Source organism: Streptomyces sp. NPDC026589 (genome assembly GCF_040638385.1).
Lineage (GTDB): Bacteria > Actinomycetota > Actinomycetes > Streptomycetales > Streptomycetaceae > Streptomyces.
This window is the reverse complement of record NZ_JBEZYG010000021.1, coordinates 58,379-74,949: the sequence shown is the minus strand read 5'-3', so window position 1 is coordinate 74,949 and position 16,571 is coordinate 58,379. Positions and strand designations below refer to the sequence as shown.

Below are 16,571 nucleotides of genomic sequence, written 5' to 3'. Positions count from 1 at the left end.
CCCGCGATGCTCGCCCGGATCTCCCGGCGGCTGGCCGGACTGCTGGCCACCCTCCTCGCCGCCTCCTTCGTCATCTTCGCCGCCGTGTACGCGGCCCCCGGCGACCCCGCCGTCTTCCTGGCCGGCGGCCGCGACAAACTCACCCCGGAGAAGCTGGAGCTGGTCCGGGCGCAGTACCACCTCGACGAACCCCTCGTCGTGCAGTACGGCCGCTGGCTCGGCGACTGCCTCCACTTCGACCTCGGCCGCTCCTTCAAATACAGCGACCAGGTGGCCGATCTGCTCGTCGCCCGCTTCCCGACCACCCTGGCCCTGGTGGCGTACGCGACCGTCCTCTTCGTCGTCCTCGGCGTCGGCGCGGGCATCCTCGCCGCCGTCCGGCGCGGGACCTGGGTCGACTCGGCCGTGGTCGGCGGTACGACGCTGGCGGCCTCGGTCCCCTCGTTCGTCTCCGCCATCGCGCTCGCCGCCGTCTTCGGCGTCCAGCTCGGCTGGTTCCCCGTCACCGGAGGAGGCGAGGGCTTCACCGGCACCCTGCACCATCTGACCCTGCCCGCCCTGGCGCTGGCGCTCGGCGCGCTCGCCATCATCAGCCGCGTCACCCGGCAGGCGATGGCCGACGCCGGGGCCGCCGACCACGTGGAAGCCGCCCGCTCCTCCGGCATCCCCGAGCGCGAGATCGTCCGCCGCCACATCCTGCGCAACGCGCTGGGCCCGATCGTCACCATGTGCGGCCTGGTCATGGCCGGGATGCTCGCCGGCACGGTCGTCGTGGAGACCGCGTTCGGCATCAGCGGCATCGGCTCGCTGCTCGTCGGCGCGATCAACACCCACGACTTCCCCGTCGCCCAGGCGGTCCTGCTGCTCATGGTCACCGGCTACATCGTGGTCACCACCCTCGTCGACCTCGTCCACCCGCTGCTCGACCCGCGCGTGAAGGAGGCCGCCGTATGACCGCCCCGACCCTGGCCCCCACCCCGGTGGAGCTCCCGGCCGCCCGGCGCCCCTACGGGGCGATCCTCGCGGGCGCGGTCCTCGGCCTGGTGGTGCTCGCCGCCCTCCTCGCCCCGCTGATCGCCCCGTACGCCCCCGACGCCATCGACCTCTCCGCCTCGCTCGCCGGGACCACCGGCGACCACCTCCTGGGCACCGACTCCTCCGGCCAGGACCTGCTGTCGCGGGTGCTGTACGGGGCCCGCACGAGCCTCGTCGCCCCGGCGCTCCTGCTCGCCATCGCCGCCGTCCTCGGCATCGCGCTCGGCACCCTGGCGGCCTGGCGCGGCGGCTGGGCCGACACCGTCATCTCCCGGCTCACCGACGTCATGTACGCGTTCCCGGGGCTGCTGTTCACCGTGCTGATCATCGCGGTCTTCGGCGCCGGAATGACCACCTCCGTGCTGGCGCTCGGCCTCGCCTACACGCCGACCGTCGCCAAGTACACCCGCTCCGTGGCCATCGGGGAACGGCGCAAGCCCTACATCGACGCCTACCGCGTCCAGGGCATGGGCGGCCTGCGGATCTGCGCGTTCCACCTCGTCCCCAACCTCGGCCGCTCCGTCATCGGCTATCTGGTGGTCCTCTTCGGCGAGGCCCTGATGTCCCTGGCCACGCTCTCCTACCTCGGCTTCGGCGCCCAGCCGCCCAGCTCCGACTGGGGGCTGATGGTGCAGGAGGGACAGGCCGCCGTCGTCCAGGGAGCGCTGCTGCCCGCCCTGGTGCCCGGCATCGCCATCGCCCTGGTGGTCGTCTCCTTCAACGTCGTCGGGGTCCGGGCCGCCGACCGACTCGCCAACGGGAGGTAGGAAGCCCATGCCTTACGACACAGCGGCGCTCGCCGCACCGGGACACGACACAGCGGCGCACGCCGCAGCAGGAAGTGACACCGTGCTCCTCGACATCGACCACCTCACCCTCCGCCTCCCCGGCACCGCCCGGCCCGTCCTGGACCAGGTGTCCCTGCGGGTCGCGAGCGGCGAAGTCGTCGGCCTGGTCGGCGAGTCCGGCTCCGGCAAGTCCACGACCGCCAAGGCCGCCCTCCGTACGCTCCCCGAAGGGACGGCCCTCGACGGTTCCGTACGGGTGGCGGGCCGCGACGTCCTCGCCCTGCGCGGCGAGGAGCTGCGCGCCCACCGGGCCCGGACCGTCGCCCTGGTCCACCAGGACCCGCGCGCCGCCCTCAACCCCGTCCGCCGCATCGGCGACTTCCTCGTCGAGCGGCTCGCCGCCGCCGGGACCGGGGTGACCGGAGCGGCCGCCCGGAACCGCGCGGTCGAGCTGCTGGACGCCGTCGGGCTCGACGAACCGGAGCGCCGGGTCCGCCAGCGCCCGCACGAACTCTCCGGCGGGATGCTCCAACGCGTCGTCATCGCCGGGGCGCTCGCCGCCGAGCCCCGGCTGCTGCTGGCCGACGAGGCGACCAGCGCCCTGGACGTCACCACCCAGGCGGAGATCCTCGCCCTCCTGCGCACCCTGCGCGCCGAACGCGGCCTCGGCCTGCTCTTCATCACCCACGACCTGCACCTGGCCGCCGCCTACTGCGACCGCGTGTACGTGATGTACGCGGGCCGGGTCGTCGAGGAGCGGACCGCCGGGGACCTGTTCGAGCGGCCCCGCCACCCCTACACCCGGGGGCTGCTGGCCTGCTCGCCGACGCTGGGGGAGGAGCACCGGGAGATCCGCCCGATCCCGGGGAAGCCGCCGTCGCTGGCCGACGCCTTCACGGGCTGCTCCTTCGCGGAGCGCTGTCCGGACGCCGAACCGGAGTGCGTGACCTGGCGGCCCGAGCCGGTGGCCCTCGCGGACGGCGGTACGGGCTCCGCCGCCTGCCGCCGACTGCCCGAACTCGTCCCTGTACCGCGAACACCGAAGCAGCAGACCGTGCGGAAGGGCACCGGCCGATGACGCTCTCCCCAGGACAGGACCCTTCCCCGCTGCTAGCGGTCGAGGGGCTGCGCAAGACGTACCCGCTGCCCGGCAAGGGCCGCCTGACCGCCGCCGACGGCATCGGCTTCACCGTCCCGGCGGGCGGCTCGCTCGGGATCGTCGGGGAGTCCGGCTCCGGCAAGACGACCGTGGCCCGGATGCTGGTGGGCCTGGTCCGCCCGGACGCCGGAACGGTCCGGGTCGAGGGCCGGGCCCGGGGACTCGCCGCCCCGCGCGGCAGGGCGGCCCGGCTGGCCCGCGCGCGGGAGATCCAGATGGTCTTCCAGGACCCCTACCTCTCGCTCGACCCCCGGCTCACCGCCCGCCGTTGCCTCACCACGGCGCTGCGGCTGCACGGCCGGCCGGCCGAGCTGGCCGACGGGCTGCTGGACCGGGTGGGCCTCGGCGCGCGCGAGGCCGAGGCCCTGCCGCACGCGCTCTCCGGCGGGCAACGGCAGCGCCTGGCCATCGCCCGCGCGCTCGCCGTCGACCCGAAGGTGCTGGTCCTGGACGAGGCGGTGGCGGCGCTCGACGTGTCGATCCAGGCCCAGATCCTGCACCTGCTCGACGGGATCCGCCGGGACACCGGGGTCGCGCTGGTCTTCGTCAGCCACGACCTGGCGGTGGTGCAGCACATCACCGACGAGGTCGTCGTGATGCGGCGGGGAACGGCCGTCGAACAGGGCCCGACCGCTGACGTGCTCGCCGACCCCAGCGACCCCTACACCCGGCTGCTGCTGGCCTCGGTGCCGCGCGCCGGCTGGGACCCGGCCGACGCGGTCGCCGCCCGGTCCGCCGTGGCCTGACCGGTCCGGTCGTCCACAGACGATCCGGGTCGTACACAGGCAGGAGCCCCGTTCCTCCGCCGAAGCGGGGGAGCGGGGCTCCTTGGGCACTGCTATGTACGGCCGCGATCGACCGACCCGGGCAACTAGACCGGGGTGACGTTCTCAGCCTGCGGACCCTTGGGTCCCTGAGTGACGTCGAAGTTCACCTGCTGGTTCTCCTCGAGAGAGCGGAACCCGGAGGCATTGATCGCGGAGTAGTGAACGAAGACATCCGGGCCGCCGCCGTCCTGGGCGATGAAGCCGAAGCCCTTTTCAGCGTTGAACCACTTGACGGTTCCGGTAGCCATAAGCCCTCCTTGGGCCAAAGGGTTGCCCTGCTCCAGAACCTGCAAACAAGTCTGAAAACTACAAAAGCCTGCGGGTTACATGCTCCGCAGGCTCTGTACTGCAAGGGAAACCAAACTGCAACTTGCGGGCGAGCCTAGCACGCAGTCTCCGGCGAGCGGTAGAGGGAAAGATCACTTCACCCGAATGTTTGACAGCCCTCATCGGGCTCCGGCGGGAGGCCCCGGAAAGGGGGCGTGGGCCGGGGTGCGGACAGGGGTGCGGGCAGGGCGCGGGACGGGGCGCGGTACGGGGCGCGCGGCCCCGGTGATGCTCGCGGACGGCTGCGGGTCTAGCCTCGCGATGTGGACAATTCAACCGTCTCCCCCCGTGAAGGCGACGACGACCGTCGCAGTCGGCCCCGCGTCGGCCACATCCAGTTCCTGAACTGCCTCCCGCTGTACTGGGGTCTGGCGCGGACGGGAACCCTGCTCGACCTGGAGCTGTCCAAGGACACCCCGGAGCGGCTCAGCGAGCAGCTGATCAGGGGGGACCTGGACATCGGCCCGGTCACCCTCGTGGAGTACCTGCGCAACGCGGACGACCTGGTGGCCTTCCCCGACATCGCGGTCGGCTGCGACGGGCCCGTCATGTCCTGCGTGATCGTCTCCCAGCTCCCGCTGGAGCAGCTCGACCGGGCCCGGGTGGCGCTCGGCTCGACCTCCCGCACCTCGGTGCGGCTGGCGCAGCTGCTGCTGGCAGAGCGCTACGGCGTGCGCCCCGACTACTACACCTGCCCGCCCGACCTGGGCCTGATGATGCAGGAGGCGGACGCCGCCGTGCTGATCGGCGACGCCGCGCTGCGCGCCAACCTGCACGACGCCCCCCGGCTCGGGCTCCAGGTCCACGACCTGGGCCAGATGTGGAAGGAGTGGACGGGGCTGCCGTTCGTCTTCGCCGTCTGGGCGGCCCGCAAGGACTTCCTCGCCGCCCACCCCGAACGGACGGCGCAGGTCCATGAGGCGTTCCTGGCCTCCCGGGACCTCTCCCTGGAGGAGGTCGCCAAGGTCGCGGAGCAGGCGGCCCGCTGGGAGGCCTTCGACGCGGAGGTGCTGGAGCGGTACTTCACGACGCTCGACTTCCGCTTCGGACCGGACCAGCTGGCCGGCGTCCGCGAGTTCGCCCGCCGCACGGGGCGGGACACCGGTTACCCGGCCGACGTCCACGTGGAGCTGCTCGGCGGCTGAGCGGCTGAGCGGCTGAGCGGCTGAGCGGCCGGGCGACCCGGCGAGTGCGCGGCCGGGCGGCTGAACCGGAGAATGAGGGGAATTCCCTTTCCGTACCCGCAAAGGGTCCGTACCGCAAAGGGAATGGGCGGGAGAGGCCCTGCAACAACACATTCGCGCCTTTCCCCGGGGCGAAAAGATCCCCTCCTGACCGGAGAAGGGGGAATGGTCCGGCCGTTTCCCGGTGACCGCCCCCTTGGCGCCCCCTAGGCTTCGGTCCGGGTCCGGACCGTCCACCGGGTTTACCGTCCACGGGTTCACCGTCCGCAGGGTTCACAGGGGGAGTCCATATGCAGCCGCTGGAAGCGGGCGAACCGCACACCATCGGTTCCTACCGGCTGCTCGGCAGGCTAGGGGCGGGCGGTATGGGCCGGGTCTATCTCGGCCGCAGCGCGGGCGGGCGCACGGTCGCGGTCAAGGTCGTCCACCCCCACTTCGCCCTCGACGAGCAGTTCCGCGCCCGGTTCCGGCGCGAGGTGGAGTCCGCCCGGCGCATCGGCGCCCAGTGGACCGCCCCGGTCCTGGACGCCGACCCGGACGCCCCGGTGCCGTGGGTGGCCACCGGGTACGTCGCCGGGCCGCCGCTCTCGCAGGCGATCACCGAGCACGGCCCGCTGCCCGAACACGCGGTGCGCACCTTGGGCGCGGGGCTCGCCGAGGCCCTCGCCGTCGTCCACGGGCAGGGCATCGTCCACCGTGACGTGAAGCCGTCCAACGTGCTGCTCGCCCTCGACGGGCCCCGCCTCATCGACTTCGGCATCGCACGGGCCCTCGGCGCGACCGTCTCGCTCACCTCCACCGGGGTCTCCGTCGGCTCGCCCGGCTACATGGCGCCCGAGCAGATCCGGGGCCGGGACGTCTCCGGCGCGGCCGACGTCTTCTCGCTGGGCGCGGTCCTCGCGTACGCGGCGACGGGCGCGGCCCCCTTCCCGGGCGACTCCTCCGCCGTACTCCTCTACAAGGTGGTCCACGAGGAACCCGAACTGGGCGACCTGGAGGGCGAACTGCTCGAAGTGGTCGCGGGCTGCCTCGCCAAGGACCCGGAGGCCCGCCCCGCCCCGGCCGATCTCGCCCGGGTGCTCGCCCCCGGCGGGGCGGCGGCGATGGTGGCGGGCGGCTGGCTGCCGGGCGGCCTGGTGCGCGAGGTGAGCCGGTCCGCGGTGGCGCTGCTCGACCTGGAACCGCAGGACGCGCCGGACCGGTCGGGGCCGGTGCCGTTCAGCAGCGCGTCACTGGGGGCGTTCCCGGGAACGGCCGCACCGGGCAGGGGCGGTCAGTTCGGCCCGCCCGCCCCGGGCCCGCAGGAAGCGCCGTACGGGACCCCCCGCTCACAGGAAGCGGCGCGGCAGGAAGCCCCGTACGGGACACCGCGCCCAGAGGAAGCGGCGCGGCAGGAGGCCCCGTACGGCACACCGCGCCCGCAGGAAGCACCGCAGGAAGCACCGCAGGAGGCGACGCAGGACGCGCCGTACAGGATCCCGCACCCGCAGGACGACGCGTACGGCACGCCGCATCCGCAGGACGACGCGTACGGCACGCCGCCCCCGCCCCCGCCTTCGCCCCCGACGCCTCCGCGCGCGAAACCCGCCTCCACCGTGCCCCCGCCCCCCAGGCACGCCGGGACCTACCGCCAGGGCGGCGACGGCGCGCACGGACTGCCGGACCGGCGCGTCGGCGACCCCCGCCTCTCCCTCACCGTCAGCGCCGAGAACCGGCAGACCCCCGGGGAGCGCCGGAGCCGCCGCGTCAGCTGCACGGTCGCCCTGGCGGTGGCGGGCGCGCTCGCGGTCGTCACCCTCGGCACGGGCCTGCTCGACGGCTTCTTCCCGGGCGGCGACGCCGACCGGGACCGGGGCAACGGCGCCGCGACGACCCCCTCGGGCTCCGCCTCTCCGCCCGACTCCGGGAAGCCGACGCCCGCCGAGTCCGCCGACGCGAGCGGGGCCCCGGTCGGCGAGCTGCCGAAGGCGTATCCGGGCACCTGGAAGGGGCCGGTCACCGAGAAGACGACCGGCCAGCCGCACGGCACGCTCACCGCCGTCTTCACCGCGGGGAAACGCGGCGAGCAGGTCGTCCGGATGAGCACGACGATCACCCAGCTCGGCCTCACCGTCACCTGCAACAGCGTCGGCACCCTCGCCTCCGGCACCGCGAAGGAGCTGAACATCCGCGAGCGCACCGACCCGGACCGCCCCAGCACGCCCGGCCTGTGCACCAGCACCGAGGCGGACGTGGTCTTCCGCCTCGCCGGCGACGGCACCCTGGACTACCGCTCGAAGGAACGCGCCGCGGGCCTCCCGTACGGCAAGCTCACCCGGTCCGGCGGCTGACGGCGTCAAGGGCTGGCGTACGCTGGATCGGTCCGAGGAACGTCAATAAAACCGCCGAAAGGTGACAGCCCGGTGACCGAGAAGGCCGACCTCCAGCCCGTCCTCGACCGAGCCGCCGAAGGCGGTCGGATCACCCCGGAGGAGGCGCTCGACCTCTACCGGTCCGCGCCCCTGCACGCGCTGGGCGCCGCCGCCGACGCCGTACGCCGCCGCCGCTACGCCGGTACGGAACACATCGCGACGTACATCATCGAGCGCAACATCAACTACACCAACGTGTGCGTGACGGCCTGCAAGTTCTGCGCCTTCTACGCCCCGCCCAAGGACACCGCCAAGGGCTGGACCCGCGACCTCGACGACATCCTGCGCCGCTGCGCGGAGACCGTGGAGCTGGGCGGCACCCAGATCATGTTCCAGGGCGGGCACCACCCGGACTTCGGCGTCGAGTACTACGAGGAGCACTTCTCCGCGATCAAGAAGGCCTACCCGCAGCTGGTCATCCACTCGCTGGGCGCCTCCGAGATCGATCACATGGCCCGGATCTCGAAGGTCTCCGCCGAGGAGGCCATCAGCCGGATCCACGCCGCCGGGCTCGACTCCTTCGCCGGCGCCGGCGCCGAACTGCTGCCCGCCCGGCCGCGCACCGCGATCGCCCCGCTCAAGGAGTCCGGCGAGCGGTGGCTGGAGATCATGGAGATCGCGCACGGCCTCGGCGTCGAGTCCACCTCCACCATGCTGATGGGCACCGGCGAGACCAACGCCGAGCGCATCGAGCACCTGAGGATGATCCGGGACGTCCAGGACCGTACGGGCGGCTTCCGCGCCTTCATCCCGTACACCTACCAGCCGGAGAACAACAAGCTGAAGGGGCAGACGCAGGCCACGCTCTTCGAGTACCTGCGGATGATCGCCATCGCCCGGCTCTTCCTCGACAACGTCGCCCACATCCAGGGCTCCTGGCTGACCACCGGCAAGGAGGTCGGCCAGCTGTCGCTGCACTACGGCGCGGACGACCTCGGCTCGATCATGCTGGAGGAGAACGTCGTCTCCTCGGCCGGCGCCAAGCACCGCTCCAACCGGCTGGAGATCATCGACCTGATCCGCAAGGCGGACCGGGTCCCCGCGCAGCGCGCCACGACGTACGAGCACCTCGTCGTGCACGACGACCCGGCGATGGACCCGGTCGACGAGCGCGTCGTCTCGCACATCTCCTCCACGGCGATCGAGGGCGGCACGGCCCACCCGGAGCTGAAGCTCCTCAACGCCAACTAGGGCCTCGGCTTCCCGTGCTGACGATCCACGCCGCGCCCCTGGTCCTCCCGGTGGGCGCGGCGGCCGTCGTGAACGGCGCCGTCGCGGTGGACGGGGAGCGGATCGCGGCCCTCGGCCCGTACGAGGAGGTCGTCGCCGCGCACCCGGCGGCCCGGGTCCGCCGCTGGCCCGGCCTCCTCACGCCAGGACTGCGCCAGGACCGGGCCCGGGAGCTGCTCACCCGCTGCTACCACCCCGACCCCCGAGAAGCCGACGAGCTGGGTGAACTCCCCCTGTCCGGCGAGGAGTACGAGCGGCTGGCGGCGACGATGGACACGGCCAGGCGGGCCGGTTCCGTCCGTCGCGGGCTCCAGCGGATGCTGCGCCACGGCACGACGCACCTGGCGGGCTCCCCCGACGCGGAGGAACCCGCGCTGCGCACGGCCGTCGCCCGGTCGGGCCTGGTCCGGGTCCCGCCGAAGCCCCCGCAGGCGGGCCCGCCGGACCTGGACCCCTTCGCGACGGGCGGCGACCTGGCCCGCACGGCGGGCGCCCCGCTGACCGTGGGCGGCCGGGCGGACCTCGCGGTCTTCGACGTACCCGACGAGGCGGCCCTGCGCGCGGACGGCGCACGCGCCTGCGTGGCGACGGTCCTCGGAGGGCGACTCGTGCACCGCGCCCGCTGAGGCGGGGGCCGGCACGCTTGGGCCCGCGGCGAACCGACTCCGCGGCGGGACCTCTTCCGTAGGCTCGCGACCATGACCGCATGCGTACAGGTCTCCACCACGACCGTTGACGGCCGCCCGGTGACGGCCTCTGCCCGCGCGATCGTGGAGGACCTCCGGCAGCGGCCGGCCCTGATCCGGGAGAACCACCCCGTCATGACCAGTACCAAGCTCGCCTGATCCGACCCGGACGTCACCCGCCCGTGATCAAGCCATGGGTACGCGCACTCATGTGCCCCATGTGAGCGTGTGGCAAAGATTCATCCATGCCATCAATTCGCTTCACTGCGTCCGTCGTCATAGCGGCTGCGGGCTCCCTCGCCCTGACCGCCTGCGGCACCCAGACAGCCTCATCCACATCCACCACCCCGGCCGGCTCCCAGGTCTCCGCCTCACCCGCCCGGCAGCCCACCGAGAAGCAGTTCCTCGACATCCTCGACAAGTTCGCGCGCCAATGCTCCCCCGACGCCCCCAGCGGCAGCGGCGCCGTACCAGATCCCGGGACACTGCCCGGCGGCATCCCCAGCGGTGCAGCCCCCCGCACCGACAAGCCCGCCGGGACACCTGACGCGAACGGCGACATACCCATCCCCGTCGATGAGTCAGGTGAGATGCCCGACAAGCCCATGCAGTCCGGCCCACCACGGGAAGTCGAACTCGGCGAAACCGAAATGTGCGCCGCGGCCAAGCACGCCGAGCGCCTGACCACCAAAGCCGCCGGAGAGCCGCACACCACCTACAGCACACTTCAGCAGACCATTGTCGCCGCCGGATACCGTTCCGACCGCGTCCACAAGATGCCCGACCTCGGCGGCGACCCGCGCGCCCGAGTGGACCTTCGGTTCATGGGCTCCGGCCTGGCAGTGGAAGTCATCGGCACCGGAACAGGCGTGATCGCGGAACCCTTCGGCGCCCCCGAAGACGAGAGCGTGTCCGTGACTGAGGTGAGGCGGAAGCCGAACCTGGACGCACCGTCCTCCTGAACTGCGAGTGAGCCGTTCCGGGTCGACCACGGAGGAGTCCACGCAGGTCAAGGCGCTGAAGAAGGGGATCGCCCAGAAGCCGGAGCCTCCCACCCGGCGTCAGAAGAGTCCCCATTGGCCGAGATTGAGCATGGTTGACAAATTTAAGGCACTTGCGGGCTTCCTCCCGAACCGGTGCAGGATGCAAACCACCTGTAATGCGCCATACATCTATCGCGGGTGTCTTGAATCGATCTTCAACTACCTCAAACGATCACGTTACTCTCGCAACACTGCAATGCCCCGCTTGAGGTTCGGGCATATGCGGGGGGTGGGGGAGAATTTGGCGTGTTGGCAGGCGATCTGATCCCTGCCGGTAGGGGGAGGCCTCTCCGAACGGGGAGCGCCGATCTACGCTCTTGGAGGAAAAGCAATGGATCCGGTCGCGGGATTCACTTTCGGCGCGGGGTTGATGGCGCTGGGTGCGGTGATTCATTACATGAAGAGCCAAGTCGCGAGCGGCAGCATCCAACGTAATTCTGCGATAGGAATTCGCACCAAGGCGACGATGTCCTCCGACCGCGCATGGGAAGCAGGGCACGCCTCCGCGGCTCCGATGCTGACGGTAACCTTCCTGACCGCCTATGTCACAGGTGTCATTTCGTTGGCACTCGGCCTGGCGTTCACGCTGAGCGATACCGTGAATGCGACTGTCATCATCGTTCCGTCGGCCGGGCTGGTAGGAGTTCTCACACTTCTCACCGCAGCAGCGATCAAGGCGAATTCGGCTGCACGTGCAGTCGGCCATTCAGACAGATAGCTCGGCTCGCACCGAGCTGTATGACGGAGGACAACGTGAAGTTCAGATCGAGAAACACGGTCGTCGCGGTGGCTGCCGGTGCCATCCTCGTGGCGGGCGGTGTCACCACCCACACCGCCTTCGCCGCCGACGGGCGCGAAGCTACCGCGCCGGGCAAGGCGCAGCTCAAGGTGACGGCGCAGGGGACCGTCAAGTACACCGATGCCGAGCTTCTCCAGCTGCTGCTCGCTGCCCAGGGCCCGATCGCGGACGCGAACCCCGAGCTGAAGCAGATGCTCGGATTCAACCCCGACAAGCCTCACACCGACGAAAAGGCACTGAACCAGATCATCACGCAGTTCCTGGCTGCTCACCCCGGGTTCCATGAGCAGGTGGCGGTGCCGTTCTATTCCGGCGACCCCGTGCGCGTCGACGCGGCCCTCCGTGACTTCTCGATCTCCTTCAACAAGTGGGTCGAGGAAACCGCCGAGCCGACGCCCAACGGCGAGGCCCAGCCGGCCGGCTGGTTCTGGATGGGTGCGAACGTGGCCATCTACGTGAACGCCGTGGGTGCCGCCAACGCCGTCGCGTACACGAATGCCGGGGTTGCCACCAACGCCCTGGCGACCCTCGTGGTCGTCACGTGGTACCTCGAGGACGGCAGCCCGACCGGCTCGGGTATCGAGCGCGACGCGTTCGTGGAAGCCCTCACCTCCGCGCTGACGTGAGTCACGGCCCGGCGACCACCGAGCGGAACGCCGACGAGCGGGCCACCGGGAGGGAAGGGGTCGAGTCGAGTCGCTCGGTATCGGCCCTGGTCTCCGCTACGGGCGGCATTCTCCTGGTCGGAGTTCTGCTGGCTGGATCGATCTTTTTCTCGCTCCCGAGCAACGTACTCTCCACGCGCGACGGAGGTGATCTCCGGTCACTGTCAGCAAGGTTTCTGCCCCAGAGCTGGGCATTCTTCACGAAACCTCCGAATGATCCGGAGTTCGTCCCGTACGTCGTGTCTGACGACGGTGTCGGCTATGCGGCGCAATTGCCCAACTCGCGCTCGGACAACCTCTACGGTCTCACGCGACGTCAGCGTGCTCAGGGACCCGAGGTGGCCAGTATGGCGAACCAGGTGCAGGAGTGGGAGGACTGCGAGGAGACGGAAGGGGATTGTCCAGCGGTGGTCGCCGGGTCTTCGGCGCCTGTCCCTGTCACCAACTCGTCGCCGGTTCCCACCCTCTGCGGGAGACTGGTGCTCGTGGAGACGAGGCCCGTCCCGTGGAAGTTCCGCGAAAAGTATGAGGGGTGGCGGCTCGACAAGAGGGCTGCTCTTGTGGAGGCGAAGTGCTCACGAAGAAACTAGTCACTTCGATGGAACGGGCCCTCCGGCACTTCCCCGCCGAGTCCCGTGCGCTCGGTGCGGGCAGGTCGACGATCGCGCTTGCCCAGGCGTCGATCATGATCTTCACGCCGGCCTCCTACCTCTTCGTTCCGGTGGGTGCGGACGAGATAAAGGTCGACTGTTCAACGTCGGTCCAGGCCCTCTCGTTGTACTGCCTGGCCGACTCCACGGATCGACAACTCCTCAACCTTCTCGTCCTGGCTTTTCTCCTGATAATTGCGAGCGGCATCCTTCCCCGCTACACGACGGTACTCCATTTCTGGACGTCCCTTTCTGTCGGGCAGTCGATATCACTGCCCGACGGCGGCGACGCCGTCGCGCAGGTCGTCACCTTCTTCCTCATTCTGGCCTGCGCCAACGACAGGCGGACGTGGCATTGGCAGAAGTCGGACAATGACGAGGGGAAAGGATCGGTCTGGCAAGGCATCGCCTGGGCCGGCTGGTGGGGTGTGCGCATCCAGGTCGCGTACATCTACCTCAACAGCGCTCTGGCGAAGTTGCCCGTCGACCAGTGGGCGGAAGGCAGTGCGACATACTATGTCGCACGCATGGAGAACTTCGGGGCAGGCGGCCTTTTCGCCGATCTCTTCCGGTGGGCGACGAGCGTTACCCTCATCGCCCTCCTGTCCGCATGGGGAACGATTCTCGGAGAGTCCCTGATTGCGTTTCTTCTCCTGCGGCGCGGATCCCGGCAGGCGATTGCCGCAGCTATCAGTACGTGCCTCCACCTCCTGATCATCCTGCAGCTCGGGATCGTCTCCTTCGGATTCGTCATGGTGGGGGCGGTGATCTGCGCGGCTTCCAGAGGTATCGACGAGCATGCTCCACGAGTGAAAGACACGCTTGCGCGCGCTCGTGGCCCCGTCCCGGGTGGTCCCACCTCCGCACCCGCGGATCCTGAGCCGGCCGACAAGGCCGACGCGGTGAAAATCGGAGCGTAACCTCGAAGTTCCGTGGCGGGCGCCGGGCCTGGCTGATCATCGCAGTGCACACCCGGACCAGGCAGGCCGCTCGGCTCGAAGAACCAGCGGCCCGCCACCCGCTACGACGTGGGCAAGACCGTGAGACGACCCGCCGGCATGACCGAACGAAACCGACTCAGGCCATAACGAGCAAGCTGAGAGCCTGTCGGAGGTCGCCCGACAGGCTCTCAGGCCGGAGTCGAGGCCGGAGCCGGCTCCGTACGGGGGCACCGCAGGTCACGGCACCTTCGGGCCGCCCAGGTAGCGTCCCTTCGTGTCGTACGGCCAGGCGTTGGCGACGCAGCCCTTCAATCCGTCGATCTGCTGCATCATCGCGGGAGCGGGGAGCCCCTTCCCCGGGCAGGTCTCGTGGCCGCGCCCCAGCCAGTGGCCGACCTCGTGGTTGACGATCAGCGCCCGGTACTCCGCCACGGGCCCGTCGAACTGCGGTGAACCGAGCTGCCAGCGCTTCAGGTTGACCATCACCTTCTCGCCGCCCCGGCAGTTGACCTCGCCGCGCGTCCTCAGGCCGTACTCGCCGCAGATCCGGTCCGTGGTCGCCGGGGTGGCGATCTTGATCACCAGCCCGGCCGGTCCGTCGGCGACCTGGCGGAACGACTGTTCGCCGCCGTGGCCCCAGCCGCGCGGGTGGGCGAGAACGGCGGCTATCTCCTCGGCCGCCCGGTCGGGGTCGACGCCGCTGCCGTTCTCCACCTCGACCCGGTACGCGCTGCCCCTGCCCTTCGCCTCGACCCCCGCACGGGCCACGGTGAACGTGCCGGGGCCCGAGGCGGGGATGTCCTCGGCCCGGACGTCGTCGTCCTTCTTGTCCTTGGCCGAGGCCGAGGCGGAGGGTTTCGGGGACGGCGGGGGAGTGGACGGCGGAGGGTCCTCCAGCGGCTCCGACGCGTTGTCCGGTCCGTCCGCCGGGGCCGTACGGGACGAGCCCGGCGCCGCCGCGTCCGCCGGGCCGCCCCCGTCCTGCCAGGGGCGGCCGACCACCAGGGCCGCGCCCGCCACGACCACGAGGGCCAGCACGGTGAGCGAGGCCGCCCGGCGACGGTTGCGGCGTCTGCGGCGCACCCGGGAGCGGGCCGCCGACCGCGAGCGGCCCGGTGCGCGCCCCGGGGCCCGGGGCGGCGGCACGCGCAGCCGGAACGTGTCCTCGTCGCGGTCCGGTTCCCCGTACGCGCGCGGCAGGGTGCCCGTGGGGCGGCGGCGCGTCACGAGGCGGCCCCGCTCCGCTCCACCGGGTTCTCGTCGGCGTACGCGATCAGCTCACGGAACCGCGGGCTCTGGACGACCCGGACGAGGTCCCCGGCGGTGACGGGAGCACCGCCCGCCCCGGAGGGCGCGGGCGAGACGGAGAGGGCCACCGTGCTGCGGCCGGAACGGTACTGGAGGGAGACCTCCGTTCCCGTTCGGCCCTCGGCGGGCTGCCGGTACACCCGGGCGGGCGTGCCGTCGTCCAGGGTGAGGCCCTCGCAGGTCAGCCCCTTCTCCGGGATGTCGCGACAGGCGGGCGCCGGGCCACCCGGCGCCGGGCCCCCAGACTCCGGGCGCACCGACAGGCGGACGGCGTGCACGATGGAGCCGCGCCGCGCCTGGTACCTCTCCGGGTCCTCGCCGACCGGCAGGACCGTCCCGACCGACGCGGGCAGCAGGGCGTCCAGCGCCCCGGCCGCCCACTGCCGGAAGTCCGCCAGCCGCTGGGCCTCCTCGGGGCCGAGGCCGGGCGGGACCGACGGGGAGGGCGTCGAGTAGGGGGGTGTCGCGGGAACGGCCGCGGACTCCGTCGGCACGGGGGTGGACGTGGGGCTCGGCATCTCGGGGCGTGGCTCCGTACGTTGGGGGGACGGGGTGGCAGTGGCAGCGGGCAGGGAGAGGGACGGGCCGGCGGGCGCGGCGGGCCCCGTGTCCGGTCCCGCCAGCAGCCAGGGGCCGAGCACGGCGAGGCCCAGGGTCACGGCGGTGACCGCGACGAAGGTGCCCGCGACCGCGAACGCCCGGGTCCTGGCCCGCCGCCGGCACCCCTCCCGGACGGCGTCGGGGACGAGATCGGGCTGGAGGGACAGTGGGTCGACGGTCCGTCGCAGGGCGTCCCGGAACAGCTCTTCGTCGTGGCTGCGGGGCGGCAGGTGCTCGTGCGGTTCAGGGATCATGACCGGCCCTCAGCTTCCGGAGGAGTAGAGCTGGACGTCGCCCATCCGGGCGCGCAGGCGGACGAGCGAACGCGAGCACTGGCTCTTCACCGTGGACTCGCTGCACCGCAGCAGCGAGGCCACGGTCTCCACGCTCAGGTCGTCCCAGTAGCGCAGGACGACCATTGCCCGTGCCCGGGGAGGGAGTTCGGCGAGCAGGGCGAGCAGCGTGACCCGGAGATCGGCGCCCGGCGCGGGGTTGGGCTGCGGGCGGGGCGCGTTGCGTCGGTGGGCGAGCAGATCGGCCACGGTGCGGCGGCGTTCGGCCACGAAGGTACGGACGAGCACGGTCTTGGCGTAGGCGTCGAGGTTGTCCGCCCTGCTCGCCTTCCGCCAGTGCTGGAACAGCTTGGCGAGCGTCGTCTGCGTCAGGTCCTGCGCGCCCTCGACGTCTCCGCACAGCAGGTAGGCCGTCCGGTACAGCCGGCGCTGCCCGGTCCGGGCGTACGCCTCGAACGCGGCGCCCTCGCCGGCGGCCATGGCGGGCTCAGCCGCTGCGGGCATCCGCCCTCCCCTCTCCTCGCGCTTCCGTGCTCCCCCGGACTCCGCCCCTGGGCGGACTCCCACCCCTTACAGAGCACCGGGGTGCCGAAAAGGTTGAAGAGAAGTGAAGATCAGTTCGAGG

Annotated in this window: 18 protein-coding genes; 14 read left to right on the top strand and 4 right to left on the bottom strand. The window is 71.5% G+C overall.

Annotated elements, in window-relative coordinates; genetic code table 11:
- The first annotated feature begins 6 nt into the window (after positions 1-6).
- From AB0F29_RS30375 to AB0F29_RS30360, 4 genes are all read left to right on the top strand, one after another.
- A complete protein-coding gene (locus tag AB0F29_RS30375; RefSeq protein ID WP_361878614.1) occupies positions 7-954 on the top strand; it encodes an ABC transporter permease in 948 nt (315 codons plus the stop codon).
- Positions 951-1,802 carry an ABC transporter permease gene (locus AB0F29_RS30370; protein ID WP_361878611.1) on the top strand — a complete coding sequence of 284 codons (852 nt, stop codon included), beginning with the start codon at positions 951-953 and terminating at the stop codon, positions 1,800-1,802. Before AB0F29_RS30375 ends, AB0F29_RS30370 begins: the two co-directional genes overlap by 4 nt.
- A gap of 82 nt (positions 1,803-1,884) precedes the next feature.
- The gene (locus AB0F29_RS30365; RefSeq protein WP_361878816.1) at positions 1,885-2,901 is read left to right on the top strand and encodes an ABC transporter ATP-binding protein; all 1,017 of its coding nucleotides are present in this window, start codon (positions 1,885-1,887) and stop codon (positions 2,899-2,901) included.
- Positions 2,898-3,728 carry an ATP-binding cassette domain-containing protein gene (locus AB0F29_RS30360; protein WP_361878608.1) on the top strand — a complete coding sequence of 277 codons (831 nt, stop codon included), beginning with the start codon at positions 2,898-2,900 and terminating at the stop codon, positions 3,726-3,728. The genes AB0F29_RS30365 and AB0F29_RS30360 overlap by 4 nt, the downstream gene beginning before the upstream one ends.
- A gap of 125 nt (positions 3,729-3,853) precedes the next feature.
- On the opposite strand, the gene AB0F29_RS30355 is transcribed toward AB0F29_RS30360, so the two are convergent.
- Positions 3,854-4,057, bottom strand: coding sequence for a cold-shock protein (locus AB0F29_RS30355; RefSeq protein ID WP_003984261.1), 204 nt, complete (start codon positions 4,055-4,057; stop codon positions 3,854-3,856).
- A 342-nt stretch (positions 4,058-4,399) separates the two neighbouring features.
- Here AB0F29_RS30355 and AB0F29_RS30350 point away from each other — a divergent pair, with 342 nt between their 5' ends.
- From AB0F29_RS30350 to AB0F29_RS30305, 10 genes are all read left to right on the top strand, one after another.
- Positions 4,400-5,281, top strand: a complete 882-nt coding sequence (locus AB0F29_RS30350; RefSeq protein ID WP_361878605.1) for a menaquinone biosynthesis protein — start codon at positions 4,400-4,402, stop codon at positions 5,279-5,281.
- A gap of 329 nt (positions 5,282-5,610) precedes the next feature.
- Positions 5,611-7,650 (top strand): protein kinase, encoded by a 2,040-nt coding sequence (locus AB0F29_RS30345; RefSeq protein ID WP_361878602.1) that lies wholly within the window; start codon positions 5,611-5,613, stop codon positions 7,648-7,650.
- Positions 7,651-7,722: 72 nt separating this feature from the next.
- Positions 7,723-8,922, top strand: a complete 1,200-nt coding sequence (gene mqnC, locus AB0F29_RS30340; RefSeq protein WP_361878599.1) for a cyclic dehypoxanthinyl futalosine synthase — start codon at positions 7,723-7,725, stop codon at positions 8,920-8,922.
- Positions 8,923-8,936: 14 nt separating this feature from the next.
- Positions 8,937-9,587: a hypothetical protein gene (locus AB0F29_RS30335; protein ID WP_361878596.1), complete on the top strand. Its 651-nt coding sequence runs from the start codon at positions 8,937-8,939 to the stop codon at positions 9,585-9,587.
- Between the two features lie 72 nt (positions 9,588-9,659).
- Positions 9,660-9,806, top strand: coding sequence for a hypothetical protein (locus tag AB0F29_RS30330; protein WP_361878593.1), 147 nt, complete (start codon positions 9,660-9,662; stop codon positions 9,804-9,806).
- An 86-nt stretch (positions 9,807-9,892) separates the two neighbouring features.
- Entirely contained in the window at positions 9,893-10,609 is a 717-nt protein-coding gene (locus AB0F29_RS30325; RefSeq protein WP_361878590.1) for a hypothetical protein, read from the top strand.
- A gap of 412 nt (positions 10,610-11,021) precedes the next feature.
- Positions 11,022-11,408: an SdpI family protein gene (locus AB0F29_RS30320; RefSeq protein WP_361878587.1), complete on the top strand. Its 387-nt coding sequence runs from the start codon at positions 11,022-11,024 to the stop codon at positions 11,406-11,408.
- A 20-nt stretch (positions 11,409-11,428) separates the two neighbouring features.
- Positions 11,429-12,115 carry a hypothetical protein gene (locus tag AB0F29_RS30315; protein WP_361878584.1) on the top strand — a complete coding sequence of 229 codons (687 nt, stop codon included), beginning with the start codon at positions 11,429-11,431 and terminating at the stop codon, positions 12,113-12,115.
- Positions 12,112-12,744 carry an SdpA family antimicrobial peptide system protein gene (locus AB0F29_RS30310; protein WP_361878581.1) on the top strand — a complete coding sequence of 211 codons (633 nt, stop codon included), beginning with the start codon at positions 12,112-12,114 and terminating at the stop codon, positions 12,742-12,744. The genes AB0F29_RS30315 and AB0F29_RS30310 overlap by 4 nt, the downstream gene beginning before the upstream one ends.
- On the top strand, positions 12,726-13,724 hold the full coding sequence (locus AB0F29_RS30305) for a sporulation-delaying protein SdpB family protein (protein ID WP_361878578.1): 999 nt from the start codon (positions 12,726-12,728) through the stop codon (positions 13,722-13,724). Before AB0F29_RS30310 ends, AB0F29_RS30305 begins: the two co-directional genes overlap by 19 nt.
- Positions 13,725-13,982: 258 nt before the next feature.
- On the opposite strand, the gene AB0F29_RS30300 is transcribed toward AB0F29_RS30305, so the two are convergent.
- Genes AB0F29_RS30300 through AB0F29_RS30290 form a run of 3 tightly spaced genes read right to left on the bottom strand, consistent with a single transcriptional unit; the run spans position 13,983 to position 16,426 of the window.
- Positions 13,983-14,972 carry a DUF3152 domain-containing protein gene (locus AB0F29_RS30300; protein ID WP_361878575.1) on the bottom strand — a complete coding sequence of 330 codons (990 nt, stop codon included), beginning with the start codon at positions 14,970-14,972 and terminating at the stop codon, positions 13,983-13,985.
- Positions 14,969-15,907 carry a hypothetical protein gene (locus AB0F29_RS30295; RefSeq protein WP_361878572.1) on the bottom strand — a complete coding sequence of 313 codons (939 nt, stop codon included), beginning with the start codon at positions 15,905-15,907 and terminating at the stop codon, positions 14,969-14,971. Before AB0F29_RS30295 ends, AB0F29_RS30300 begins: the two co-directional genes overlap by 4 nt.
- Before the next feature lie 9 nt (positions 15,908-15,916).
- Positions 15,917-16,426: a SigE family RNA polymerase sigma factor gene (locus tag AB0F29_RS30290; RefSeq protein WP_361878813.1), complete on the bottom strand. Its 510-nt coding sequence runs from the start codon at positions 16,424-16,426 to the stop codon at positions 15,917-15,919.
- Positions 16,427-16,571 lie beyond the last annotated feature (145 nt).